The sequence below is a fragment of the Candidatus Symbiopectobacterium sp. NZEC135 genome (genome assembly GCF_025962695.1).
Map to the genome: position 1 here is coordinate 1 of NZ_JAGFPF010000008.1, position 26,146 is coordinate 26,146.

General features: G+C 55.0%; 17 protein-coding genes. 4 read left to right on the forward strand and 13 right to left on the reverse strand.

Annotated features, from left to right (window positions below):
• Positions 1-48: 48 nt before the first annotated feature.
• A complete protein-coding gene (locus tag J5224_RS06635) occupies positions 49-1,605 on the reverse strand; it encodes a ShlB/FhaC/HecB family hemolysin secretion/activation protein (protein ID WP_264624609.1) in 1,557 nt (518 codons plus the stop codon).
• A 406-nt stretch (positions 1,606-2,011) separates the two neighbouring features.
• On the opposite strand from J5224_RS06635, the gene J5224_RS06640 reads away from it, so the two are divergent.
• The gene (locus J5224_RS06640; protein WP_264624610.1) at positions 2,012-3,178 is read left to right on the forward strand and encodes a dienelactone hydrolase family protein; all 1,167 of its coding nucleotides are present in this window, start codon (positions 2,012-2,014) and stop codon (positions 3,176-3,178) included.
• 43 nt (positions 3,179-3,221) lie between these two features.
• Here J5224_RS06640 and J5224_RS06645 read toward each other — a convergent pair whose 3' ends face one another.
• Together J5224_RS06645 and J5224_RS06650 are read right to left on the reverse strand one after the other, a co-directional pair.
• The gene (locus J5224_RS06645; RefSeq protein WP_264624611.1) at positions 3,222-4,553 is read right to left on the reverse strand and encodes an MmgE/PrpD family protein; all 1,332 of its coding nucleotides are present in this window, start codon (positions 4,551-4,553) and stop codon (positions 3,222-3,224) included.
• 368 nt (positions 4,554-4,921) lie between these two features.
• Positions 4,922-5,902 (reverse strand): helix-turn-helix domain-containing protein, encoded by a 981-nt coding sequence (locus J5224_RS06650; RefSeq protein WP_264624612.1) that lies wholly within the window; start codon positions 5,900-5,902, stop codon positions 4,922-4,924.
• 382 nt (positions 5,903-6,284) lie between these two features.
• Between J5224_RS06650 and J5224_RS06655 the strand changes: the two genes are divergently transcribed.
• Positions 6,285-8,555, forward strand: a complete 2,271-nt coding sequence (locus J5224_RS06655; protein WP_264624613.1) for a TonB-dependent siderophore receptor — start codon at positions 6,285-6,287, stop codon at positions 8,553-8,555.
• 74 nt (positions 8,556-8,629) lie between these two features.
• On the opposite strand, the gene J5224_RS06660 is transcribed toward J5224_RS06655, so the two are convergent.
• Complete coding sequence (locus tag J5224_RS06660) at positions 8,630-10,240, reverse strand: methyl-accepting chemotaxis protein (RefSeq protein ID WP_264624614.1); 1,611 nt, start codon at positions 10,238-10,240, stop codon at positions 8,630-8,632.
• Positions 10,241-10,826: 586 nt separating this feature from the next.
• Between J5224_RS06660 and acnB the strand changes: the two genes are divergently transcribed.
• Positions 10,827-13,424 (forward strand): bifunctional aconitate hydratase 2/2-methylisocitrate dehydratase, encoded by a 2,598-nt coding sequence (gene acnB / locus J5224_RS06665; RefSeq protein WP_264624615.1) that lies wholly within the window; start codon positions 10,827-10,829, stop codon positions 13,422-13,424.
• A gap of 533 nt (positions 13,425-13,957) precedes the next feature.
• Positions 13,958-14,323 carry a protein YacL gene (yacL, locus tag J5224_RS06670; RefSeq protein ID WP_264624616.1) on the forward strand — a complete coding sequence of 122 codons (366 nt, stop codon included), beginning with the start codon at positions 13,958-13,960 and terminating at the stop codon, positions 14,321-14,323.
• 79 nt (positions 14,324-14,402) lie between these two features.
• On the opposite strand, the gene J5224_RS06675 is transcribed toward yacL, so the two are convergent.
• From J5224_RS06675 to J5224_RS06715, 9 genes are all read right to left on the reverse strand, one after another.
• A complete protein-coding gene (locus J5224_RS06675) occupies positions 14,403-16,040 on the reverse strand; it encodes an ABC transporter substrate-binding protein (RefSeq protein WP_264624617.1) in 1,638 nt (545 codons plus the stop codon).
• A gap of 29 nt (positions 16,041-16,069) precedes the next feature.
• Positions 16,070-17,767 carry a hydantoinase B/oxoprolinase family protein gene (locus J5224_RS06680; protein WP_264624618.1) on the reverse strand — a complete coding sequence of 566 codons (1,698 nt, stop codon included), beginning with the start codon at positions 17,765-17,767 and terminating at the stop codon, positions 16,070-16,072.
• On the reverse strand, positions 17,760-19,925 hold the full coding sequence (locus J5224_RS06685) for a hydantoinase/oxoprolinase family protein (protein WP_264624619.1): 2,166 nt from the start codon (positions 19,923-19,925) through the stop codon (positions 17,760-17,762). Before J5224_RS06685 ends, J5224_RS06680 begins: the two co-directional genes overlap by 8 nt.
• A 223-nt stretch (positions 19,926-20,148) precedes the next feature.
• On the reverse strand, positions 20,149-20,838 hold the full coding sequence (locus tag J5224_RS06690; RefSeq protein ID WP_264624620.1) for an SDR family NAD(P)-dependent oxidoreductase: 690 nt from the start codon (positions 20,836-20,838) through the stop codon (positions 20,149-20,151).
• 32 nt (positions 20,839-20,870) lie between these two features.
• Positions 20,871-21,347 (reverse strand): YhcH/YjgK/YiaL family protein, encoded by a 477-nt coding sequence (locus J5224_RS06695; protein WP_264624621.1) that lies wholly within the window; start codon positions 21,345-21,347, stop codon positions 20,871-20,873.
• Positions 21,348-21,399: 52 nt separating this feature from the next.
• Entirely contained in the window at positions 21,400-22,578 is a 1,179-nt protein-coding gene (locus J5224_RS06700) for a sialidase family protein (RefSeq protein ID WP_264624622.1), read from the reverse strand.
• Positions 22,579-22,584: 6 nt separating this feature from the next.
• On the reverse strand, positions 22,585-24,003 hold the full coding sequence (locus J5224_RS06705; RefSeq protein WP_264624623.1) for a sodium:solute symporter family protein: 1,419 nt from the start codon (positions 24,001-24,003) through the stop codon (positions 22,585-22,587).
• 67 nt (positions 24,004-24,070) lie between these two features.
• On the reverse strand, positions 24,071-24,952 hold the full coding sequence (locus J5224_RS06710; RefSeq protein WP_264624624.1) for a dihydrodipicolinate synthase family protein: 882 nt from the start codon (positions 24,950-24,952) through the stop codon (positions 24,071-24,073).
• 49 nt (positions 24,953-25,001) lie between these two features.
• Positions 25,002-26,138 (reverse strand): iron-containing alcohol dehydrogenase, encoded by a 1,137-nt coding sequence (locus tag J5224_RS06715; protein ID WP_264624625.1) that lies wholly within the window; start codon positions 26,136-26,138, stop codon positions 25,002-25,004.
• Positions 26,139-26,146 lie beyond the last annotated feature (8 nt).

Consider the following 26,146-nt stretch of genomic DNA (forward strand, 5'->3'; position numbering starts at 1 on the left):
CCTTTCAGTGTTGTCCATGTTGTGTCGGGTTGACGTAACCTGTTGAAACTAGAAAGCGAGTGTGGTTTGCCAGTAAAATGCCCAGCGATCGGGGGCTAACGTATCGGGGTAGAGCAGGGGTTTACCCAGCGTGACGCTGTGAGATAAATGGCGTGCATTGAGCGTCAGACCTACTGCGGCACCAGCGATGCTGCCGCCCTCGGTGCGGCCACGCTGTTTTTTCACCCAACCAGCGTCAAGCGCGGCAATCAGCGTCATATCGCCCAGCGCGGGGAAGAGGCCCGGTTGCCAGTTGATCTCGTTACGCCAGTAAGCACCCTGTACGCCGTTTAGCGATTGCGCTTTAAATCCACGCACCGAGTAATGGCCGCCAACCGCAATCTGCTCGTTGATAAAAAGGTTATGCGGTGAGGTCTGAGCATAGGCGGTGGTGAGGTAATAGAGGGAGGGGGCGAGGGGATAGAGATAGCTGGCACTGAGGCTGTATTTAAGGAACTGACTGCGCGGGACATCCTGTGCGTGCGGTCGATCTCTTGTGGCACCCAGACCGCGCAACCCCCAGCTCACGGTGGGATTAAACGTGGCATACCCCTGGCCGATTCGGCGGCTGTAATGTGGGCCGAGGGTGAGGCTGTTGACCAAGGCGCTGCTGTTAGTCAATACCTGTTTGGAGAGCCGATTTTCTGTGCGTCTGCGGGTAAACGCGATATCCAATGCCAGCTTCTGATGCCCATCGCGAAACAACGTGCGGTTGATACCAAAACGCTGTGACTGTGATTTACCCTGATAATGCCAGAGGCTGCTGGGAATGGGCTGATGAAAATCATTCCAGTGATTTTGATAGCTAAACAGCCAATAGCCATAAGGCAATGTGACGCCGCCGGTGAGGGTACGATTCCATTTTTCTCGCTGAAATGCCGTATCGTGCGCGGCTGAGAGGTTCCAGCGTTCGGCAAGCTGGAGCGGGTTATCCAGCGTGAGTGAGCTACTCATCAGCGTGGCACAGGTACATCCACTGTTGTCGGCACTGAAATTGATACTGGCGGGAAAGGCTTTTCCCTTGTTCACAATCTGTATTCGCGAGTAGCCGGGTTGATGACCGGGTTGGATGTCGATCGTCACCGGTTGTGATGTCAGGCGATTAAGCTGTTCCAATCCCTGTTCGAGATCGCGCAGGTTTAACAGACGTCCCTGACTGCCGGGAAAAACCATCGCCAGCGAATGCGGTGTTTTTCCCTGCTGAGTAATCGATTCGATACGGCCTTCGGTAATAGCAATGCGTAAGACGCCAGTGGAAACATCCTGTTCCGGTAACCACGCCTGAGAGGTGACATAGCCGCGTTCCAGATACTGTTGAGATACAGCGCGCACCAGTTGGCGCATGTGAGAGACGGTCAGACAGCGATGCTGCCAGGGCGCAACGATGGTTTTTTGGGTTCGCAGAGAAAGAACGGAACTTCCCTCTAAGGCGATGTGGCGCACATTGTGGCATACACCGTCATCGTCTGTGGGCAGCGCTTCTGGTGCTGAAAGAGGCTGCTGCCGTTGCAGTGATTCACGCTGCTGTTCTGCCTGCTCTAACAGCGCTTTTTGCTGCTGCTCCACCTCTGTTCTGTTAATAGGTAAGGGCTCTGCGGCGAAGAGCGCCGATCCGTAAACACTTGTGACTAATACCACCCATATCCGTGATGTTCTGCTCAAAATGCGCAACTCCCTTGCATCGGCTTACATTTTGAACAGTGTACTCATGGCTAATTTTCAGTCTTTAATATGATTGACTTGTATATTTATGGTTTAAAATATTGCAAATAATGATCATTATGAGATTTGTTATCGATTCTTTCGAATGTGTTGTATGTGACGTAACAGTGCGCCTAATACAACATATTCGCCTGCGAAGAGATGCTCGAAGCAATTGCTCATAGTGTGGCGAGCGCACATTTATTTTTCTTCCAGCGCCTTACAATAAATTTTCAAAAAGAAACGGTGTTTTATTTTAAGGGCTATTATCATGCGCATTCCGGTACGCTTCTGCGCTGCGCTTATGGCGGCGTGTTTGTGTAGTGCTTCAGCGATGGCGAACGACATGACTTACCAAACGTCTGCGGTAACCGAAGAAGGGTTGCCAGTGTTCTATCCCGAACTCAAACAGCAGCTCACCTATCCGGGCTCTTGGTTGTCAGGTAACGTGAAGGATTTTGCCGTTTGGAAAAGCGAGGCGCGTCAGAAACTGCGTGCGATGTTGCTGACGCCGGATTCACACCGTGATTTTGCGCCAGTGACCATTGAGCGCGAAGAGCGGGATGGCTATGTCGCCGAGAAGGTGGCATTCAATATCACCGATCAAAGCCGGGTGGCAGGGCTGCTGTTAACACCTAAAACACCGGGTCCGCATCCGGCGATTATCCTGTTGCACGATCACGGCTCGAAATTCGATATCGGCAAAGAGAAGATGATCAAGCCGTGGGGCAACGCGGAGAAACTAGCATCGGCACAGGCGTGGGCCGATAAATTTTTCACCGGGCGTTTTGTCGGTGATGAGTTGGCGAAACGCGGCTATGTGGTGTTGGCGGTAGATGCTATCGGTTGGGGCGATCGCGGCCCACTGAAGTATGAGCAGCAACAGGCGCTGGCGAGCAACTTCTTTAATCTGGGGCGCTCACTGGCGGGCGAGATGGCGTATGAAGATATGCGCGCTACCGATTTTCTCGCGTCGCTCAAGCAGGTGGATGCCAAACGTGTTGGCGTCGTCGGGTTCTCGATGGGCGCTTACCGCGCCTGGCAGTTGGCGGCGCTGTCCGACAAGGTAGCAGCAACGGCCGCTGTTTCGTGGATTGGCACCTATGACGGACTCATGACACCGGGCAATAACGTGCTGCGTGGTCAGTCTGCCTTCTATATGTTGCACCCCGGTTTGCCTGCGCAATTTGATTTCCCCGATGTGGCAAGTGTCGCGGCACCTAATCCGATGCTGTTCTTTAACGGTGGCAAAGATAAGCTGTTCCCTGAAAGCGCGGTACAAGGTGCCTACGATAAGATGCACCGCGTGTGGAAATCACAAAATGCTGACAACAAGCTGGAAACTAAAATATGGCCTGAGCTAGGACATGTGTTCTATCAGGAACAGCAGGCGGAAGTGTTTAATTGGCTGGATCGTTACTTAATGCCAAAACCGTAATATCGCAGGCGCGGGGGATATCACCGCGCCTGTGCTTTCGCGGTTAGTTGAGCAAAAGTCGATTCAGATAAGCGATATCGCCCGGTGTGTTCAGTGCGCAGCTTGCCTGAATCCGCGCAACCTCCAACTGCGGCAGCGACTGGATGTTTTGTCGCAGCTTGGCATTCAGGTCTGTTTTGTGGGCCACAGTCTGTTGGCGCGTGACCGTCACGGTAAGGCTTTCACCGTCGGTCAGGTGCAGCGTTACACGGTGGAAGCGCGCGTCAGGGTTCAATTCATCCGGCGGTGCGCTGGCATCCGGCTGACGTTTCACTTTATCTGCCAGCGCTGCGATAGCGTCATCAACCGGGCCTTCAGCAAAGCGCGCCAGCGTCAATTCGCCTTCCAGCAGACCCGCCGCAATCACATACTCCAGGCTAAAACGCCCTTCCATACCGGTGGTGGCTTTATGAATAAACGGCGCAACATCTCCGCCGGGGGGAAACGCTACCGTAATGCTCTCAACGCGAGCGATCAGCGAAGGAATATCACCGTGCTGCGCCAGCCATTGCTGGCGTAGTGCAAAAGCGGCTTCCCCGGCGCTGTGTGTGCCGCCACAGGTGGGATAGCTTTTAAATTCCAGACCGGGCGTGACAATGCGCCAGGGCGCGCCCCAGTTTTCACTCAATTTCTCCGGGTGCTGCTGCCCATCGCCGTGTGATGACAGAAAATCATCCAGTACCTGCGTGGTGTTTCCACTAAACCCCGCCAATGTCAGCTTGGTGGCGGTTAACCCGGCACGGGCAGCCAGCCCGGCGTGCAGCGGTTTTACTGCCGATCCAAACTGTGCGCGCAGCCCTGCGGCCTGCGTTGCCGCCAGTCCGAGGATGTTCTGTGTTTGTGTCACCGAGGCACCGAGCAAACGTGCCGCCGCCGCCGCCGCGGCAATCGCACCCAGCGTCGCGGTGTTGTGATAGCCGAGGCCGTAGTGACGTGCGCCCGCCGCGAGCCCGATGCGCCCGGCAACTTCTACGCCAATCACATAGGCGGCGAGAAAATCCGCTTCATGCAAACCCGTGTCTTCGGCGCTCAGCGCAAATAGCGCAGGCAGAATCACCGTGCTCGGATGGCCGCGAAAGGCGGGATGATAATCATCAAAATCGAGCGCGTGCCCCACATAGCCCAATATTACACTGCGCGTCAGGCTATCTGATGCGGAAAATACCTGACGCAGTGGTGCCAGATTGCTGTCGTGAATGGCGCCTTGAGCAATGGGGAGGGCGGTGGCGACAAAATCCATCACGCCGTCGCGTGCGGCGTCGAGTGCGGCAGTATCCGGTGTGGTATTAACGATGTGATGAGCGAGTGTAGCGGTAATATCCTGCGATGTGGTCATGTGAAAAGGCAATCAAGTAAATGCATGAATGCCTATAGGTATAATTGAAAGCACCGTACGCTGTATAGCGCAAATTTTGCATTATACCCGTCATACTTCAAGTTGCAGGTGCGTTGGCTGCCCTCGTTATTCGGCCCATCCCTGGGCCTCACCTCTTACGAGGCCGCCGCACACGGCGTTCAAATCTGCTCCCGGCAGATTTGTCACCCGAATCACTTACCTGAGTAAGCTCATCGGGATTCATTCGCTTGCCGCGTTACGAGACTCATAAATGAGCCTCGCCCTAAAGGGCCAGCGCACGCGCTGTTCAAAACGTAAACGTTTTGTCCTGCAACTCGAATTATTTTGGGTATAGCAGTGCATCACCGTCAGAAACGGTCTTTGAGCTGTCCCGGCGTGATGCCAAAGGCGCGGCGAAATGCCGTCGAGAAGTTCGCCGGGCTGTTGTAGCCTGCAATATGGGCGGCCTGCGCAATACCCAGTCCCTCTTTTTGCATGGCGACCATGGCGCGTTGCAGTCGATTGCGGCGCAGGTACTCAAACACGCTCATGCTAAACGCCTGGCGAAAATGGCGCTGTAAGGTGCTTTCACTCATGTTGACCTGCTTGGCGATCTCTTCCATCGACAACTGATCCGCAGCTCCACTTTCCAACATATCGCGAACTTCCTGTACCCGATGGTAGATGCGCAGCGGTACACGCGCATTTTTTTCCTGCGCGGTGCTCAGCAAAGCGCTGAAGGCTTCAACGATCAGGCTCAGGCATTGGGATTCCAATTGCAAACGCTGCAACGGCGTGGAGCAGGGATCTGAATTGAGGATCTGCATAGCGATCGCCATTGCCTGACGCGACGGCATCCAGTGGTGCACCGCTAAATGCGTTTGGGTGAAATCATAGAGGGGGCGCCACTCATCAACGGAGTCCAAAAGATTACCGTACAACCACTCGCGGCTAAAGGTGAGCGACAGGGTGCGTTCGTACTCGTCACGCTTACCGATGCGGGTAAATAACACCGGAGACATCAGCGACACCAGCGAGGCGGGCTGTGCCTTGTTGAGATGCAACTGCTGGTGGTCATAGCTGACCTGTGCCTGCCCATTGACCACGATAGCCAGTTTGATCGCATCTTCCAACTGACCCTGGGTTTTCATGTTGTGCAAATTGATCACATCAGCGGTGTGCAAAATCAGGTGGCGATTGAGCGGCATCACGCTAAAGCTGCCGTACAGCACCGGTGTTTCATCAATCAATCGCGGCCCGACAAAGCGGTACTGGTTAGAGACCAGACTGGATTGTTGAACGATATGATCTTTGTAAATCGCCTTGGAGGATGGAACGCTGCTGTGCACGAGTCTCTATCACCTATGGTTAACGTGGTTTTTTACCATCCATATTGGCGCTTATGCAAAAGACTTTGCGTCTGGCGCAAACCCTTTCCAGAAGCACAAATGTAACAATGTCGGCGTCAAATTGGTAATGCAAATACTTCTCAGTAGCATTTTTCGTCTTTATGATGTCGGATTACAGCAACGAGAGTGGCGCATGCCTGACAAGCGGAGAGGGTAACGCCATACAGAAGACCATGACGCACTGCGCACCTTCCCGATAAACCGCCGCTCCCGCCGGTTTTCTCTCCGACTTCGACAACTATTTTCCGATGCCACCCATGAGCACATTTGCCATGGTTGAGGGCATTTTTCTTACTTATGACAGCATTACAGGGCGACTCTGATGAAAAAACGATTTTCCCGCCATACTCTGGCGACCTTGATCGGTGCCAGCTGTGGCGCTGCGTCTTTGCTGGTTTCAGCGCAGGCGGCAATTCCCACTGAAGCAGAACAGAACAGCGGCGACACCATGGTAGTGACGGCGGCGGAACAAACGCGTCAGGCACCGGGCGTGTCGGTCATCACCCAGGAAGATATCCAGCGTCGTCCGCCGGCGAACGACCTCTCCGAGATCATCCGTACCATGCCGGGCGTGAACCTGACCGGTAACTCTACCAGTGGCTCTCGCGGTAACAACCGCCAGATCGACATTCGCGGCATGGGGCCGGAGAACACCCTGATTCTGATCGATGGCAAACCGGTTTCCAGCCGTTCGTCAGTGCGTTACGGCTGGCGCGGTGAGCGCGATACGCGTGGTGACACCAACTGGGTGCCGAGCAACATGGTTGAACGCATCGAAGTACTGCGTGGCCCGGCAGCGGCGCGCTACGGCAACGGTGCGGCGGGTGGCGTGGTGAATATCATCACCAAGCAGCCTACCGGTGAGTGGCACGGCGGGTGGAACAGCTATATGAGCTTCCCCGAGCACAAATCGGAAGCGGCCACCAAGCGTACCGATTTTAACCTGATGGGCGGCCTGACCGATACATTGAGCATGCGTCTGTACGGTAACTACAGTAAAACGCAGGCCGATGCCTGGGATATTAATAATGGTCACCAGTTGTCTCCCAATGCTGCTATTCCGGCAGGGCGCGAAGGGGTGCGTAACAAAGATATTAACGGCCTGTTGCGCTGGGAGTTTATGCCGCAGCAGACGCTGGAATTTGAAATGGGTGCCAGCCGTCAGGGTAATATTTATGCGGGCGACACTGAGAACAACAATGGTAATACGGATACCCGAGCACTGTTTGGGCAAGAAACCAACCGTATGTATCGCCAGAAGTATGCGTTAACCCATCGCGGTTACTGGGACAGCGGTGTGAGCGCGTTGTCCTACTTCCAATATGAAAGAACCGACAACTCACGCATCTTCGAACAGTTGGCTGGAGGCCCTGCTGGACGCCCAACGGGAAATTATTATACCAATATCAAACTGGATGCCTACACGGCTCACAGTGAAGTCAATATTCCGTTTGAGGCGTTGTTTAACCAAACGGCGACTATTGGTGCGGAATGGGTAGAGCAGAAGATGCACGATCCTTCTTCCAATACCCAAACCACAACGGAAGCAGGCAGCATTGGCTCGATCGCGGATACTAATCGCAGCCAGGATATTTCTGCGCGTATCGCCTCTGTGTTTGTAGAAGACAATATTGAAGTGACGGACAGCACCATGCTGACGCCAGCGCTGCGTGTGGATAACCACAGTGTTGTTGGTACCAATTGGAGTCCGTCACTCAACCTGTCACAACAGTTAGGTGATGATTTTACCTTGAAGATGGGGATTGCACAGGCTTATAAAGCACCAAACCTTTACCAGTTGAACCCGAACTATCTGCTCTATAGCCGTGGTAACGGTTGCTATGGCGGTGGTGCCTGTTATCTGATGGGTAATGATGACCTCAAAGCTGAAACCAGTGTTAATAAAGAAGTTGGCATTGAATTCAAGCGTGATGGTTATCAGGCGGGTGTGACTTACTTCCGCAATGATTATCGCAATAAGATTGAATCCGGTTGGGTTAAAACGGGCAATGCGAGTGGCGGGAGTAATGCAAGTTATGCTAATGCCAATGTCTACCAATGGGAAAATGTCCCCAAAGCGCTGGTAGAAGGACTTGAAGGTTCTCTGACGGTACCCGTAACAGATACGATCAACTGGAATAACAACATTACCTGGATGTTGCGCTCCGAAAATAAAACCACCGGCGATTATCTGTCTATTACGCCAGAGTTTACGCTGAATTCTTCCGTTAGTTGGCAGGCGACCGAAGATCTTTCTTTCCTTGGAACGATGACTTGGTATGGCCGTCAAAAACCGAAGAAATACAACTATCAGGGCACACCAGTGGCATCAATACCTCTCAGTGCTGCCTATGATACTCATGAAGTAAGTCCGTATGCGGTGTTTGGTTTAAGTTCAACCTATAAAGTTAACAAAAATCTGAGCATCACCGGTGGGGTAGATAACCTGCTTGATAAACGTCAGTTCCGTGCTGGCAACGCTCAATCGTTATTAAATACGGCAGGAACGGCGGTTTCGTCTTACGGCGCAGGCGCAGCCACCTTTAACGAACCGGGTCGTACGTTCTATGTAAGCGTCAACACCTCGTTCTAAGTGGTATGAAAGACCAAACCCGGCACAGGTTGACTGCGCCGGGTTTTTAATTGCATTACATATCGTGTTTTGTTTCAGGAAGAGGCCGCCAGACGGGGAATAAACGCCGCTGCTTGCTCCTGATAGCGTGGTACATCGTTGACCTGGAAAATTGCCACCGCCTGCGTAAGCTGGCGTGCCTGTTCTTCCAGTGAAGCCGCTGCGGCCGCGGATTGTTGCACCAGCGCGGCGTTTTGTTGCGTAACGCCATCGATATCATTAATTGCCTGACTGACCTGATGAATGCCCTGACTTTGTTCATCGGACGCGGTGGCAATCTCTTCGATCAACGCATTTACCTGACCGATGGCCTCAATAATGCTATCCATCACATCGCCGGTGCGGGTGACGTGCCGCGCACCGGCATCGACGCGCTCGACGGATTCGGCTATCAGGGTTTCGATGTCTTTGGCGGCCTGCGCGCTTTTCTGCGCCAGATTGCGCACTTCACTGGCAACCACGGCAAAACCGCGCCCTTGTTCACCGGCGCGTGCCGCTTCGACCGCCGCGTTCAGCGCGAGAATATTGGTCTGGAACGCGATGCTGTTGATCATGCTGGTGATGTCAGTGATTTTATGCGAACTGGCGGCGATGCTGTCCATAATACCACCCAGCTCTTTGCCCATTTCCCAGCCCTGTTTCGCCACGCCGGTGGCTTTTTCTGCCAGACGCGTGGCTTGATGGACATTGTCGGTGTTGTGCTTGAGCGTGGTGCCCAGCTGTTCCATGCTGGCCGCCGTTTGTTGCAGAGCCGCCGCCTGCTGCTCGGTACGGCTGGAGAGATCGTTATTGCCCGCGTAGATCTCCGACGTCCCCACATAGATGGCATCGGCGCTGCCGCGAATGGCAATAACGGTCGCCTTCAGGCTGTCCTGCATTTCCCGTAAATAGGGCACTAACTGCCCGGCATCGTTGCGACCAAAGCCGTCCAGATTCTTCTCTAGCTTGCCTTCGGTCAGGGTGCGGAAGTGGTGGCGGATTGCCGTGAGTGGCTTGATGACGCAGCCGACCAGGTAGCGATCGGTGAGCAGCAGGATCACCGCCCCGGCCAGCAGTGCCATCATCAGGATGTTTTTACACCATGACACCAGACGATCGATGGTTTGCACCGTCTGGTTATCGGCGGCGACCGCTTGATAGCCATTGACGGCCGCAATGAACTTTTCATTCAACGGATGAAAATCATCGCGGAATACGCGCCGATATTCGGCAAATTTTTTCTCTTGCAGCGCGCTCATCATTGGTTGCAGGCCCTGTTGCAGGACGTTCTGCCAGTTTTGCACGGTTTCATCGACCGTTTGCTGTGTAACCTGCGGGTGAGGCATGACTTTGAAGGCCTCCAGACTGGCGGCACTGTTTTTATATTCATCAACAGCTTGCGCCAGCGTGGCATCCACATCGGTCAGTTTGCCGCTTTGCATGAGCGTCACCACCTGATTCAAGCGGATTGCGGTGTTCATGGATTGATTCGCGCCTTTGGTCAGCGTGTTCAATCCTTCCACCTGGGTATTACCCACGATCAAATAGTGCGTTGCTTGATTAAGGGCGGAGAGCGTAAACCACGCCACCCCCCCCCACAGCAAAAGAAACAGCGTCAACACCATCAGCAGCACCTTCCTGATGGTCATATTGCGTAAAAAAGACATGATGATACCTATCCATTTTCCAACCCCTGGTGATGTTAAGCTACGGCAAGATACGGGAATTCTTACATACGTCTTTTTTATAGGTCGAGGGCAGTATAACAAGCTGAAATTGTTGAAAGTTACCCAATGTAAACCCCAAACGCGCACAGGGGATATGTCGACAAGGGGCGCTCGTGGTATGCTCAAGTAAAAAACGCTTATTCCCATATCATGGTTTACAGGGTGTGTGCCCTTGCGCGACCAGCAATGTTGCATTATTTATGTTGATTTTATGTAAACGGAATTAACAAAACGTTCAAAAATTGATATGCTGGAGTGCATAACGATCTTACTGCCGGGTACGCCACCCTACATTTTCACAGGCGAAGGACACATCGCCTAACGCGTAACCGGGTATATACCCGTCATACTTCACGTTGCAGGTGCGTTGGCTGCGCTCACTCACCCCAGTCACTTACCTGAGTAAGCTCCTGGGGATTCGATCCCTTGCCGCCTTCCTGCAACTCGAATTATTTTGGGTATGGATATCACAACCGGGAGCGAGAGCGCCGGACATAACGAAGACAATGAGAGCGAGGAGAGAATCGTGCTAGAAGAATATCGCAAGCACGTGGCCGACCGGGCTGCACAGGGCATCGTACCCAAGCCGTTAGACGCTTCACAGATGGCCGCGCTGGTGGATGCGCTGAAGAAACCGCCTGTTGGCGAAGAAGAGGTGTTGCTGGATCTGCTGGTAAACCGCGTGCCGCCGGGCGTTGATGAAGCCGCCTACGTAAAAGCCGGTTTTCTGGCGGCGGTCGCGAAAGGGGAAGCCCATTCTCCGTTGGTCAGCCCTGAAAAAGCCGTTGAACTGCTTGGCACCATGCAAGGCGGTTATAACATTCATCCGCTAATTGACGCGCTGGACAATGAGGCGCTGGCTCCCATCGCGGCCGATGCGCTGTCGCACACGCTGCTGATGTTCGATAACTTCTACGATGTGGAAGAGAAGGCCAAAGCGGGTAATGTACACGCCAAACGCGTAGTGCAATCCTGGGCTGATGCCGAATGGTTCCTGTCTCGTCCTAAACTGGCGGAGAAAATTACCGTCACTGTTTTCAAAGTCACCGGTGAAACCAATACCGATGATCTCTCTCCGGCACCCGATGCCTGGTCTCGCCCTGATATCCCACTGCATGCATTGGCGATGTTGAAAAACGCCCGCGATGGCATTACGCCGGATCAACCCGGTGCCGTTGGCCCGATCAAACAGATCGAAGCCCTCAGCCAGAAAGGCTACCCGTTGGCCTACGTGGGTGACGTGGTGGGAACCGGTTCTTCGCGTAAATCCGCCACCAACTCGGTGCTGTGGTTTATGGGGGACGATATCCCTCACGTGCCGAACAAGCGCGGTGGTGGCGTGGTGCTGGGCGGCAAAATTGCACCTATCTTCTTCAACACCATGGAAGATGCGGGCGCGTTGCCGATCGAAGTCGATGTAAACGAACTCAACATGGGCGATGTGATCGACATCTACCCCTACAAAGGCGAAGTTCGCCTGCACGACAGCGATACCGTGCTGGCAACCTTTGCACTAAAAACCGACGTACTGCTCGATGAAGTGCGTGCCGGTGGCCGTATCCCGTTGATCATTGGTCGCGGTCTGACCACCAAAGCGCGCGAAGCGCTGGGCCTGCCTGCGAGCGATGTCTTCCGTCAGGCGAAGGATGTGGTGCAGAGCACGCGCGGTTTCTCGCTGGCGCAGAAGATGGTAGGTCGCGCCTGTGGCGTTGCTGGGATTCGCCCGGATCAGTATTGCGAACCCAAGATGACCTCCGTCGGTTCTCAGGACACCACCGGTCCGATGACCCGTGACGAACTGAAAGACCTGGCCTGCCTTGGCTTCTCTGCCGACCTGGTGATGCAGTCATTCTGCCACACGGCCGCTTATCCGAAGCCGGTTGACGTCACCACGCATCACACGCTGCCAGACTTTATCATGAACCGTGGCGGTGTTTCCCTGCGTCCGGGCGATGGCGTTATCCACTCCTGGCTCAACCGCATGCTGCTGCCGGATACAGTAGGCACCGGCGGTGACTCCCATACCCGTTTCCCGATCGGTATCTCCTTCCCGGCGGGCTCTGGGCTGGTGGCGTTTGCCGCCGCCACGGGCGTGATGCCGTTGGACATGCCGGAATCGGTGTTGGTGCGCTTTAAGGGCAAGATGCAGCCGGGGATTACCCTGCGCGATCTGGTGCATGCCATCCCGCTGTACGCCATTAAACAGGGCTTGTTGACCGTTGAGAAGAAAGGCAAGAAGAACATCTTCTCCGGCCGCATTCTGGAAATCGAAGGGTTGCCTGACCTGAAGGTGGAGCAAGCGTTCGAACTGACCGATGCCTCCGCTGAGCGCTCTGCCGCTGGGTGTACCATCAAGCTGGATAAAGCCCCGATCATTGAGTACCTGAACTCTAACATCGTGCTGCTCAAGTGGATGATCGCTGAAGGCTACGGCGATCGTCGTACGCTGGAGCGTCGCGTGCAGGGCATGGAAAAATGGCTGGCCGATCCGCAACTGCTGGAAGCCGATCCCGATGCAGAATATGCCGCGGTGATCGATATCGATCTGGCGGACATCAAAGAGCCTATCCTGTGTGCGCCGAACGATCCGGACGATGCGCGCTGGCTGTCGGATGTGCAGGGCGAGAAGATTGACGAAGTGTTTATCGGCTCCTGCATGACCAACATTGGTCACTTCCGTGCGGCGGGTAAACTGCTGGATCAGCATAAAGGCCAACTGCCGACGCGCCTGTGGGTGGCACCGCCGACCAAGATGGACGCCGCGCAATTGACGGAAGAAGGCTATTACAGCGTGTTTGGTAAAAGCGGTGCACGCGTTGAGATCCCCGGCTGTTCTTTGTGCATGGGTAACCAGGCGCGAGTAGCCGATGGCGCAACGGTGGTATCGACTTCCACCCGTAACTTCCCGAACCGTTTGGGCACTGGTGCTAATGTGTATCTGGCGTCTGCGGAGCTGGCTGCGGTGGCCTCACTACTGGGCAAACTGCCAACACCGGACGAGTATCTGGCGGCGATGTCGCAGGTGGAAAAAACGGCGCAGGATACCTATCGCTACCTGAATTTCGATCGGCTGGACCAGTATACGGCGAAAGCGGACGGGGTGATTTTTCAAAGTGCTGTCTAAGTTTTCCCCCTTTCTCTGAAGATAAGGGCCCATAATAATATGGGCCTTTTTTTATGTTGGTTTTTGGGTCAGAAGGTAGAAGGGCTTGTATGTTATAAAATAAGTGCCAAAAGTTACGATTAAAAATAGCCTTTTCGTCCTCGGTCATAAGAGGGGCATTCATCAATGAGGTGTGTGTGTTGGCAACACCGTTGATTTTAGTTGCAATGCCTATCTTCCTTCCTTTTTTATTCCCATCGAAACGGTCAGTTATCGGAAAAATATCAACGATATCATATGCTCTATCTCTGTTTGTCCTTTCCATACAGTTCCTTTTATCTCCTTTGCGGAGAGTGTAAATCATTCCTTTTTCCCTGAGGCGATAAGTAGCGGACTTATTGCCAATGTATTTATTGTTTTCAGGGAAATATGCACGTTTTACTGAGATCGCAGGTATCATTCCCTCCTCATCACGTTTTTGCTGGATTATCACTGTGCGATGTAGTGTGGCCCGCTACAATTGATAGTAAGCACTACCATGGGAGGATGGCGTCATGGATTATGAATTTTTACGGGATGTCTCAGGCCAGGTCATTGTGCGTATGTCAATGGGGCACGAAGCCGTTGGCCACTGGTTTAATGAAGAAGTTAAAGAACAGCTTGCTCTGCTTGACGAGGTAGAAGAAGCGGCGCGCGATGTGGCAGGGAGTGAGCGCCAATGGCAAAAAGTCGGGCACGAATATACCCTGTTGCTGGACAGCGAAGAGGTGCTCATTCGCGCTAATCAACTCTCCTTCGCCATGGATGAGATGGAAGAAGGCATGAGCTATTACGATGAAGAGAGTCTGGCGCTGTGTGGGGTGGATGACTTTTTAACGCTGGTAACCAAGTACCGGGAGTTTGTGCAACATCCTCGATAATCAAACGCCTGCGTTGTTAAACGCAGGCGCTGTTTCCTCCAGGCAATGCGCGCTTCTGGTGCGCATCACTCCTCTTGCGTTACTTTTGTGCTTCCACCCAGACGTCAGACAGGGTGTTTTCAATGCCATCCGCCGTGAGTGAATGATCGTGTACGCGCCGGTTGTAAATCGTGATGTACTGCGGTGAAATCAGGCTGATATCCGGCAGTTCACGTCCGACAATCTTCTGAAATTCGATAAACTTTTGCTTTCGCACTGCGGGATTGTTCTCGGTTTGCGCCTCTTCCAGCAGGCGATCGACCTCGGCATTCTGGTAGTGAGAGGCGTTAGAGAACGGCACGCCTTTGCGGAAATTCTTCGACCAGTAAATGCGTTGTACGCCAACGGTAGGATCGAACAGATTACTGTGCCCGTTTAACGTGAACGAGAAATCGCGATCGGTATAAACACGTTTCACAAAGGCAGAGAGATCCTGAGAGCGCAGCGTGACGTCAATGCCAATCTTTGCCAGAGAGGAGCGCACAATCTCACCGGTGGGTTTCAGACCGTCAGATATCGGGTTGTAATCCAGCGTGGTTTTAAAACGAATGCCTTTGGCATCGCGCGGATAACCCGCTTCATCCAGCAACTGATTGGCACGTTTGATATCTAGCGCATAGGGTGAAGGGGAGGGATCGTGGAAATCCTTTAACCCCGGCGCGATGGGAGAGGTGGTCACCGTGGCATAGCCGTAATAAGCCACCTTGCGAATCAATTCACGGTCTAACGTGTGTGCAATGGCCTGACGCACTTTCAGGTTTTTGAAATGCTCATCATCCAGATTGAACTGGAGTGAGGAGACGTTATAGGAATAGCTGGTGCCTTTGGTTTCAAACGCCAGTTTTGGTATCGCTTTCAGGCGATCCAGATCGCTGAGCGCCACCGGAGAACGATAGCCAAGATCCACCGTGCCGGTTTCAAAGGCTACCGATCGCGATGAGGCGTCAGGAATAAAGCGGATCACAATCTGATCGACATACGGCTTTGCTTTATCCCAATAGTTGGGATTACGTTTGAGGATCAGATGGCTACCGCGCTCCCACTGGCTAAACAAGTACGGGCCGGTGCCGATCGGCGCGCTTCCGTTCGGGTTTTTAAGCGGATCGGTATTCTCGTAGATGTGCTTGGGCAATATCGGCGATTCTGCAGCGGTCAGCGCGCGTAACAGATAAGGCGCAGGCTGCGACAGCTCAATCACTGCGGTGTTGGCATCGGGCGTTTTCACCTCCGTCACGCTGGCAAAGGTGCTGGCGCCACGTGGATGATATTTTTTAAGCAGTTCTATCGAGTAAGCCACATCCGCTGAGGTGAAATCCTGCCCATCGTGCCATTTCACCCCCTTGCGCAGATGAAAGGTATAGGTTTTGCCATCGGGGCTGACTTCCCAAGCAGTGGCTAATTGCGGCTGGGGATTAAGATCAAAATCGTATTTCAGCAACCCTTCCGTCACCTTGCCGCTCACACTCAGGCTTGGCGTAGCCACGGTGGACAGTGCCACCAGCGTAGGTGGCTCGGCGTTCAAGACGATATTCAGCGTGCCACCGCGCTGTGGCTCCGGCGTTTGTGCGTATACGGTCGCGCCGCTGGTGGCTAACAGGGCGTACAACGCCAGCGTTGCCGCGAGCTTTACCGGACGCTGTTGACGCTTTTTCCCTAAACGAAAGTCTATCCAATTCATAAGCACCTCAACCTTGTCATGCGTTGTCGTTATTGGTTTTCATCACCGTAATGGTAATCACGGCTGGCCGCTTGCGCGCTGACCAGCCCGCTACGAACATCCTGGGCGATAGCGTGTGCAGAACGCTCGCGTGCGTCACCCAAACCGCCGCCGCCCGGCGTTTCTACCACCAGGTGTTCGCCCGGAGGGATCGCCTGTCTGCCTTTTCCTTTCAGCAATGCGCCGGAGGCCAGACTCACTCTGCCCGGCGCGCCGTCCGCACCGCCTTCTGCGCCACGGGCGGGATAAACGATGCGATCCCACGCCGCACCCAGTAACATTGGTGCCTGCTGCCCATGGGAAATTTCGATGATTTGCCCCAAGCCTCCGCGCTGCCGGCCTGCGCCGCCGGAATCCGGTCGGTACTCTTTACGCCAGAACACCAGTGGACTCATGGTTTCCAGAATTTCGATGGAGATATTGCGCACGCCGCTGGGGAATGAGGTGGTGGAAAGCCCGTCCAGCGTCGGGCGACCACCGGTGCCACCGGTGGAAAAGCTGGTGATGGTAAAGCGCTGTTCATTGACCAATCGCTCATTGGAGTAGCCCGCAATCGGATGGCCGCCCGACAGGCGGATATTCCACAGCGACGAAGAGCCTTCGGCAGGCACTGCGCCGGGGCGCGCCTGACGCAGGCAGCCAAACACCACATCCGGCAACAGCTGACCGATAATGTGGCGTGCGGCCACCGCCGCAGGGTAGGGCGCATTGACGATAGAACCCTCCGGTGCGTTCACGTGAATCACACCCAACGATCCGGCATTGTTGGGAATATCGGCACCGATCAGGCAGCGAATACCAAACGAGGTGTAGGCATCGGTGTAGGCTTTAACCACGTTAATGCCTTGCGGAACATAGGGATCGGTGCCGGTAAAATCGACCTCAATCTCGCCGTCGCGGATGTGCAACGTGGCGCGAAGGCGGATCGGCGCATCATAACCATCCACCAGCAGTTCGTTGCTCCAACTCCCTTGCGGCCACTGGCGCACCGCGTCACGCATTGCCTGCTCGGAGTGTTGTAAAATATGCTCGCCCACCGGCACCAGCGAATCGAGGGCGAATTCATCCATCATGCGGTTGAGGAAGCGGGCTCCGACGTCATTACAGGCCACCAGCGCCAGTAAATCGCCCTCGACCTGCTCCGGTTCACGCACGTTGGCGCGAATAATATCCAGCACCACCTGATTGATGTGCCCGCCATCGATAAAGCGCAGCAGCGGCAGAAATAGCCCCTCGTGATAGATCACCTGACCGTCGGGTCCTGGGCCTAAGCCGCCGATATCCGCGACGTGCAGCGTAGAGGCGAACAGGCCGACCGCCTGCTCCTGACGAAATACCGGCGTTACCATCGTCATATCGTACAAATGGCCAGTGCCTTTCCAGGGATCGTTGGTTAAAAACACATCGTCCGGACGCATCTGTTCCAACGGAAACGCACGTAGGAAGTGTTTGACCGATTCCGCCATCGAATTCACGTGGCCCGGTGTACCGGTAACTGCCTGCGCAATCATGCGTCCATCCGGCAAAAAGACGCCGGCGGACAAATCACCCGCTTCTCGGGTTGAGGTGCCAAACGCGGTGCGAATCAGCGCTTGCGCCTGCTCTTCCACCACGGAAATCAGCCGGTTCCACATCACCTGATACTGCAATGCTGTTACCGGTGCGGATGCTGCGGTTAGGTTACTCATGATGAAAATCCTCGCTGCCAAGCTCAAGAATCAGATGACCCTGCGGGCTGAGATGGGCATAAAAGCCGCTGTCCACCACGGTGGTGGTTTCCTCTTCCACCACCAGCGCCGGGCCGGATACGTATTGCTCCTGCGCGAGCGCTGTACGCTCATGGAGCGGCGTGGCGGTGAAGGCGTTGTCCTCAATCTGATACACCTGACGCTGATGTGGCGATGATGCGGTAGTCAGTGTGTTGCTTGGTGTCCAGCGAGCGGCAGCCGGAGCCAAATCATCTTGGGTCGAGGCGGCAACCGACCAACTGATGGCCTCAACCGGAACATGGTCGAGACTGCGACCATACAGCTCGCGATAGCGCTGTGCGAAACGGGTTTGCAGTGCGTGGACGGTGTCCTCCTGCACATCACCGTCCGGCAGTTCGATGGGTACTTCATGCCCTTGTCCGGCATAGCGCAGATAGGCGATACGCTGTACCTGAATATCCCCCAGCGGCGCGGCCTGACGCACGATGGCGGTCGCTTGCTCGGTCAATCCGACCAGCAGCGCGTTGACCTCATCGTGGTTCAACCGATCTACCCTTTGATAGAAACTGCGTACCGCCTGATAGGCTATCGGTGCCCAGAGAAAACCCAGCGCGGAACCGACACCGGCAGAACGGGGGATCACCACGCGGGTAATGCCCAACTTGCGTGCCAGTCGCGCCGCCTGAAGCGGTGCGGCACCGCCAAAGGCGATAAGGGTATAGTGCTCCACGTGTTTGCCTTGTTCGCTGGCATGCACGCGTGCCGCGTTAGCCATGTTCTCTGCCACGATCTCCGCCACAGAGAGTGCCGCCAGCTCGGCGGAATAGCCCAGCGGTGCACCAATCTGCACGGCGAGTGCCTGCTGTGCGGCTTCAATATTTAAGGCCACTTTACCGCGCGCGAAACGGCTTGGGTCCAACCGGCCTAATACTGCGTTAGCATCGGTTACCGTGGTCTGCGTGCCGCCTAATCCATAGCTGACCGGCCCTGGTTCAGAACCGGCACTGTCCGGCCCCACCTGAATGCGTTGCAGGGTATCCACGCGGGCGATCGATCCGCCGCCTGCGCCGATCTCCACCATTTCGATCACTGGAATGCGGATCGGCAGTCCCGATCCTTTTTGGTAACGGTGCACGCGGCCAAATTCGAAGTTGCGGGAAATCTGCGGCTGATAATCATCGATAAAGCAGATTTTCGCCGTGGTGCCGCCCATATCAAACGACAGCGCTCGGGTTTCACCCAATTCTGCAGCTACACGCTGGGCGAGAATCGCGCCACCCGCCGGGCCGGATTCCACCAGACGCACTGGCTGTTCGATGCCGGTTTGCAGCGTGGTGATCCCGCCACCGGAGGTCATCAGAAACAGAGGGATGTGCAACCCGCGCGCGGTTAAAAGCTGCTCCAGACGTGACAGATAGCCTGCCACCTGTGGCTGCACGTAAGCGTTCGCGCAGGTGGTAGAGAGTCGTTCGTATTCGCGCACTTCCGGACACACCACGCTGGAAAGCGACACCGCGAGGTGAGGTAATTCTTGTTGCAGAATCTCGGCAATGCGTTGTTCATGCTGCGGGTTGCGATAGCTGTGTAGCAGCACCACGGCAACGCTGTCGATATCTTCATCGCGCAGTGTCTGTGCGATGCGCGTTACGTCGTCCTCATTGAGCGGCAGCAACACCTCACCCTGCGCATTAATGCGTTCGGTGACGCCAAAGCGCCAATAGCGTGGCACCAACGGCGTGGGTTTTTGCAGGAACACATCGTACTGTGCGAAACGGTCTTCCAGACCGATTTCGACCAGATCGCGAAACCCCTGGGTGGTGATCAATGCCGTGCGCGCCCCTTTGCGTTCAATCAGCGCATTGGTGGCAAGCGTGGTGCCGAGGATCAACAGGTCCACATCGTGCAGCGTTCGACCTGCGAGCTTCAGGTTCTCTTCGATACCTTGCAGCACGCCCTGCTCTGGTTCAGCCGGGGTGGTCAGGGTTTTGGAGGTGTAACGTTGTTCACCCTCGAGCAATACCACATCGGTAAAGGTGCCTCCGACATCAACGGCCAAACGTATCGTGGGCTCTGGTTTATCTTGCGAGGAAAGCGGTAATTCAGACATAACGCGAACGTGTTCCAATACTGTTGCCAAACCATCACCGCGCCGCATGTCAAAACGCGCAGCGAACGGCAATGCTCAGGGGAGATGACGAGATGGAAGCACTATCGGGCGATATAACGGACAAAACAATAAAGTATATTTGCTAACCATATGCAGAATAAGCAATAGGGTGCTACGGGGTTTGCCGCCCTCCGCTGGGTATCCCGTGAGGAGCCAGCGCAGGGCGGCAATCAGGTTGGTCGGTGTTGAGAAACTACAACGATGCTCCGCCGCATATCACCAACTGCTGGCCGGTGATGGCAGCCGCAGAGGGCGAGAGCAGATAGCACACCAGGTCGGCCACTTCCTGCGGCTGGATAAAACGCCCGATCGGGGGCAATTTCGGCGGTGAACCCTGTCTGCCGGGCTGGTTTAGCATCGGGGTTTCCGTGGCGCCCGGTGTCACGATATTGACCGTGATACCGCGCGGTGCCAATTCTGCCGCCCAGCTTCTCACCATACCGATCATGGCCGATTTGGTGGTGACATACTGGCTGCGTCCCGCCGCACCGCTGGAGGTTCGACTGCCCAACAGAATGATGCGGCCACCGCTCGGCAGTTTATCGACCAGCCTATCGGCCAGCACTTCGGCAACCTGCACATGCAAGCGCCACAGCTTTTCACTGTCAGCCAGAGTGAGTTGACCCAACGGGGCCGCTTTCATCATGCCTGCTGCGTGAATCACGGCATCGACCTGGGTGATGTGCGCCAGATAACCTTGCAGCGCGTCGAGGTCGGTGACGTCCAGTGCCTGATGGGTAAACTGCGGATGCGCGAGCGCGCCGGGTTGACGCGACAGTCCTGTCACTTTCCATCCCTGTTCCAACAGCGTTTGGGCAATCGCGGCACCAATGCCGGAGCTGGTGCCGGTAATCAGCGCATGTTTGCGTTCGCTGACAGCCATAAGGTGCTCTCCTGTATTAAGACTCGTCAGGGTTACGACGGGGTAAAATAGCTGACGGGCACTTTAAACACCGCTTTTTTCACCGGTGCAGGAATATCGCCTACTGCACACAGCGCCTGATGCGGTTCTCCGGGGTAAAACGTGACGAAATCTCCGGCGCGTAAATGGATCTGATGCGGCACCTGCGGGTTGTCCAAAATATAGAGATCCGGCTTACGCTCGGTTGCGGGTTGTCCAATCACGCTATTCAGCCCATAACCGATGATCTCTTCCCCGGACAGAATCAACTGAATATCCAGAAAGTTGTGGTGGAACTCGGTGTGACGTTCTGCCTGCGGTGCGGTAGATACTGTGCCAATACTGTAAAACCAGTCTGCCCCTTCCGGTTGATATTTCCCTTCCGGCTTGGCGTTCAATTCATCCAGCGTCATGCCGGGTGAGGAGAGAATCGCTAACAGCGGCGCGGGCAGCGTCGCCAGCGGCAGATGCTGCAAATTGCCTGCAATCATGGTGTAGCTCCTGATAAAAAGAGACACCGCAAACGCGGTGTCTCTCGGTGTATCAACCTTTTACCCATGCCTCATCGACACATACGTACTTGATGGCCTGACGGAAATAGGTGAAGGCCACATGCAGTTTCCCTTCCGGCCCCTGCTTGATGCTGGGATAGGAGAACTCGCGGTTCAGCTTCTGCTGCGAGTTGTTGGTCATGCAATAGCCGTCGCCCACTTCGATATTGCGCTGCCACGGCCAGGTCTTGCCGCCATCTTCCGAAATGGCCAGCGTCATGGGCGCGCGCGGTGCGCCCCAGAAGGCGCTGCGCCCTTCGGTAATTTCCGGCATCTTGGCGTCATTGCCGCCTTCTTCATCTTCGATTTCGTCATACAACGACACGCGGCGCTCGGTGGCATCGGCGGCGCTCATGTGGTTGAACACCAGCGCCAGATGGCCGTTTTGCAGCGTCGTCACCTGAATCGACGAGTTATTGTTTGGCAACGTGGTGGGTACCGGCACCGACCAGGTTTTGCCGCCATCCGTAGAGTGGCTACGATAGATAAAGTCAGCCCAGCGGCTGCGGAACAGCGCCAGCAGTGAACCGTCTGCCAGCGGCGTGATGTTCATGTGCACGCAGCCCGTGCTGTTTGGCACCGGGTATTCCTGCCAGGTTTTACCCTGATCGCTGGAGATTTTTACCGCGCTGTCATCGTTGTTACCTACCCACTTCTCACCCGGCTCTACGCGGCAATAGAACACCGGCAGCAGCCAGTCGCCGTTCGGTAGTACGGTGATCGGCTGGCGGATAAAGGTGCCCGGCTGATCAAGCAGTGTGCCGATTTTCCCCCAGGTGTGACCCTGGTCGGTCGATTGACGGTAACGCACAATGGCGGTGTCCTGATTACCGGATTTCTGCGCGGTATACAGCAGCCACAGGACGCCATCCGGTGCCAGAAACAGCACCGGGTTCTGCTCGGAGCGCGTGGCATCTTCCGATAACTTCACGGCATCCGACCATTGCGTGCTGCCGTTAGCCAGACGTGACTGGTAAATCGAGATATCCGCAATCCCTTCCTGCGTACCGCCAAACCAGACGCACAGCACATCGCCATTCGGCAAATGCAGCAGGTTGGCCGCGTGGTTTTGCGGGCAGACGGAAGGCAGGTAGGCATCAATGCGCTGCGCATCCCCTTCGGCTTGATGAATCACGCCGGTACGTTCTACGGTGATGGTTTCAGTCGTCATGACGAACTAGGCTCCTGTTTGAGAGGCAGATGTTTTCTTTTCTGCTCGTGTTGCATTCTTGTTTGGAATCAGGCGATCCAGCAGCATCACGATAGCAGGGGTTGCCAGCGCAACGTACATGTTATCGATGCCAAACGGATTACCCATCACATACCATACCGATGTCACCACACAAGCGGAAATCAGGCTGGCATTGGCACCACGGGTGCTGTTTAAGAACGGCAGGTAGAAGGCGATCATCGCGACCACAGAGATGGACAAACGAATCGCACGGGTAAAGAACGACAGCTTCAACACTTCAGGCACCAGCAGCACGAAGACCAGCGGCAGGAAACCGATGATGAGCGAGAACACGCGCGTCATCTTCATCTCTTTTTCTGGCGTCGGGTTGTAATACGGCACGTAGAAGTCTTTCACGATCAGAGAAGCAATCGCCAGTGCTACGGTACTTACGCTGATAAAGATGGATGCCACCAGCGACGTCGTTACCAGGCCAGCGACCCACGGGTTCATGTCTTGCAGGAACACCGGCAGAGCGTACAGGCTCTTGATTTCCGGGTGAACAAACTTCGCTGCTACACCGATCACGGCGATAGCGATGGCGATCGGCATACAGAACAGGAACGCAACCCAGGTAGCACGTTTGGCAGAGGCTGCATCTTTGGTCGCGGAAATCGCCTGAATCACAAACTGGGTACAGAAAATAGAACCAATTGTACCGATCATCCAGGCGAAGATAGTGCTGGCACCAATGCTACCGTCCCAGGTCCAGTAGAATTCTGGCATCTGCTGAACCATCGGGGTAATCCCGCCGGTCATTTTCAGGGCTACGTACAGGATGATCATCACGCCGATGTACTTCACGCCGCTGTGGATCAGGGTAACGTACGCTACGCCTTTCAACCCACCGAAGTAGAAGTAGAAGGTACTGACGATCGCGGTGATCAGCGCCGCCACCGGTAATGAGATTTTCAATACCGTGGAGATAGCCGCCGCGCCGCTGACGTAGTTACCCACGTTCACCAGCAGCAGAGCGTAGATCATAATGATCGAAATAATGTTTTTGGTGGAGGTGCCGTACTTCTCGGCGATCGCACCGGAAATGGTGACTTTACCGGTGTTGTAGATCTTCTTCACCAGGATCATGCCGAACAGCAGGAAGCCGATGGCGGCGCCGATCACGGACCAAGAGGCGGCGATGCCGCTTTCAAACGCGGCCTGCGCCGTACCTACCGTGGATTTTGCGCCGATAAACTCGGTCATCAGCAAAATACCGACGATAAACGCGGGCAGCGCGCGTGACCCTTCCATAAATTCGGAGCTGGATTTACTGCGTAATTTCAGCGTCAGCCAGGAGGTGAACGCAATATAGAACACTATCATCCCGATGATGATGAGGGTATCTGTCAGATCAAAATGGTTCATATCTTTCGACCTATCGTTGTCGTTGTTGTCGCAGGGTGGTTGTTATCAAACAGGGTAATCAACGTTGTTATGCAAAGGCGCTGACGATACGACGGATAGCCGCTTCATCCTGTTCGGAGAACTGGATGGGGTAGCGGCTTACGCCAACGTCATGGCCCATTAATGTCAGTGCCTTTTTCACCGCAGCGGGTGAGAATGCAATGGCGTACAGCGTTTTTCTCAACTCGCTAACCTGTTCCTGTGCCTGACGGGAGCCTTCGATATCTCCAGCGTGGAAACGGTGCCAGATTTGGCTGATCGGCTCTGGTGCCACGTTGGCCAGCCCGGAAATACAGGCGGAGCAGCCTTCGACGAAGCCCTGATGAATCAATGAATCCGGCCCGTTAAGCACGTCAAAGTTAGGAATACCTTTGGCGGCTTGCAGGAAGCCATTCAGGCTTTCATAGCTGCCTGCACTGTCCTTGATGCCGATGATGTTGGGGTGATCGGCGAGAATGCGCACGGTTTCCGGCGTAAGCGTATTGCCGGTACGTGCAGGAATGTTGTAGAGGAACACCGGAACCGTTAACGCATCCGCCACCGCGCGGTAGTGGGCGATCAATTCTTCTTGTTTCAGCGGAATGAAATAGGGGGTGATAACGGAAACCGCGTCGACACCCAGTGCGGCGATCCGCTTGCCGAGCTTGATGGTTTCACGCGTAGAGATTTCACCGATATGGCCGACCACCGGCACCTTACCTGCCACTTCATCGACGCAGGTTTCGGTGACCGCGACTTTTTCATCGGTATGGAGTACGAAGAATTCACCGTTGGTACCGTTGCAGAAGATACCGTTGCCATACTGCATCTGGCGCTGAATCTGTGCGCGCAATGCCGTTGGATTGAATTCACCCTGACCGTCAAAGGGCGTGACGATTGCCGTCAACACGCCAGTAATACGTTTGCTCATTGTTTTTCCTCGTTACTGCGTAATCAAAAAAGAACACCAAGTCTGTAAATCAGAACAGCGTCAGATAAATATCGCGCACGTCGTCCGCTTTCACCGTAGCGGGCACGTTTTTCATAAGGCGCTGAACCTGCAAAGCCCCTTCGACCAGATCGGGCAAATGCGTTTTTTCAATACCTAATTGTTGCAGTGAGCTGGGCAGCGCCAGGCGCTGTACCAGGTCGGTGAAATAGGCAACCAGTGCGTGCGATTTCTCCGTGATGGAGAGCGACAGGTCGGCGTCGGGCAGCAGGTCATAGGCCTGTGCAAATTTCTCTTCCGCCGCGGGGCGCACAAAACGCATGCAAGGGGCCAGCAAAATGGCATTCGCCACGCCGTGGGGAATGTGATACTTGCCGCCGAGTGGGTAAGACATGGCGTGCACCAAATGTGTGCCCGCGTGGGCAATGGCGGCACCGCCGTAATAGGAAGCCCACAGCATGTTCAGTCGCGCTTCCAGATTCTCGGGTTCACGGATGGACAGCTCGATATTGGCAAACAGCTTTTTCAGACCGATCAGCGCGTAGTTATCACCCACCGGGTTGGCGATGGTCGCAGTGAAACATTCGATCAGGTGGCACAGTGCATCGATGCCGGTGGAAGCCGCGATGTGAGACGGCATACTGGTCGTCAGTTCCGGCACCAGAGCAACATAGTCCGGCAGCATTACTGGTGTGATGATGCCCACCTTGGTAGCTTTCTCAGGGATCGCCAGAATGGCGTTTGGCGTTGCTTCGGAGCCGGTGCCCGCCGTCGTCGGGATCAACAAGGAGGCGGTGCGGCGCGTCGGTTTTTCACCGGCCAGCAAGGTATCAAGGGAGACCGCGTCATCACCGACACACAGCAGAGACAGCAGCTTGGCCACATCCAATACGCTGCCGCCGCCGACGCCAATCACCAGCTCGGTGCGGGCATTGGGCAGCGCTTCCAGAATATGAGCGACATCGTGCTGGCTCGGCTCCGGCGGCACATTATCAATCAGGGTGATGGCCGGCACGCACGCTTTAACCTGATTGAGCAGCGCCTGTACGCCGGGCTGCTGCACGATATTGCGGTCAGTCACGAACAGAACGTGCTGGCGTGAGGTTAACAGGTAGCGGATATCGTTAATGGCCTGGCTGCCGCTGATGATAGTGCTATTGATGTTCATGGCGTTCC

Excerpts from the sequence above, each read along its gene's own strand:
- J5224_RS06640 (WP_264624610.1), top strand. The coding sequence starts at position 2,012 with ATGCGCATTCCGGTACGCTTCTGCGCTGCGCTTATGGCGGCGTGTTTG.
- J5224_RS06645 (WP_264624611.1), bottom strand. The coding sequence starts at position 4,553 with ATGACCACATCGCAGGATATTACCGCTACACTCGCTCATCACATCGTT.
- J5224_RS06655 (WP_264624613.1), top strand. The coding sequence starts at position 6,285 with ATGAAAAAACGATTTTCCCGCCATACTCTGGCGACCTTGATCGGTGCC.
- J5224_RS06660 (WP_264624614.1), bottom strand. The coding sequence starts at position 10,240 with ATGTCTTTTTTACGCAATATGACCATCAGGAAGGTGCTGCTGATGGTG.
- yacL (WP_264624616.1), top strand. The coding sequence starts at position 13,958 with ATGGATTATGAATTTTTACGGGATGTCTCAGGCCAGGTCATTGTGCGT.
- J5224_RS06675 (WP_264624617.1), bottom strand. The coding sequence starts at position 16,040 with ATGAATTGGATAGACTTTCGTTTAGGGAAAAAGCGTCAACAGCGTCCG.
- J5224_RS06680 (WP_264624618.1), bottom strand. The coding sequence starts at position 17,767 with ATGAGTAACCTAACCGCAGCATCCGCACCGGTAACAGCATTGCAGTAT.
- J5224_RS06690 (WP_264624620.1), bottom strand. The coding sequence starts at position 20,838 with ATGGCTGTCAGCGAACGCAAACATGCGCTGATTACCGGCACCAGCTCC.
- J5224_RS06695 (WP_264624621.1), bottom strand. The coding sequence starts at position 21,347 with ATGATTGCAGGCAATTTGCAGCATCTGCCGCTGGCGACGCTGCCCGCG.
- J5224_RS06700 (WP_264624622.1), bottom strand. The coding sequence starts at position 22,578 with ATGACGACTGAAACCATCACCGTAGAACGTACCGGCGTGATTCATCAA.
- J5224_RS06705 (WP_264624623.1), bottom strand. The coding sequence starts at position 24,003 with ATGAACCATTTTGATCTGACAGATACCCTCATCATCATCGGGATGATA.
- J5224_RS06710 (WP_264624624.1), bottom strand. The coding sequence starts at position 24,952 with ATGAGCAAACGTATTACTGGCGTGTTGACGGCAATCGTCACGCCCTTT.
- J5224_RS06715 (WP_264624625.1), bottom strand. The coding sequence starts at position 26,138 with ATGAACATCAATAGCACTATCATCAGCGGCAGCCAGGCCATTAACGAT.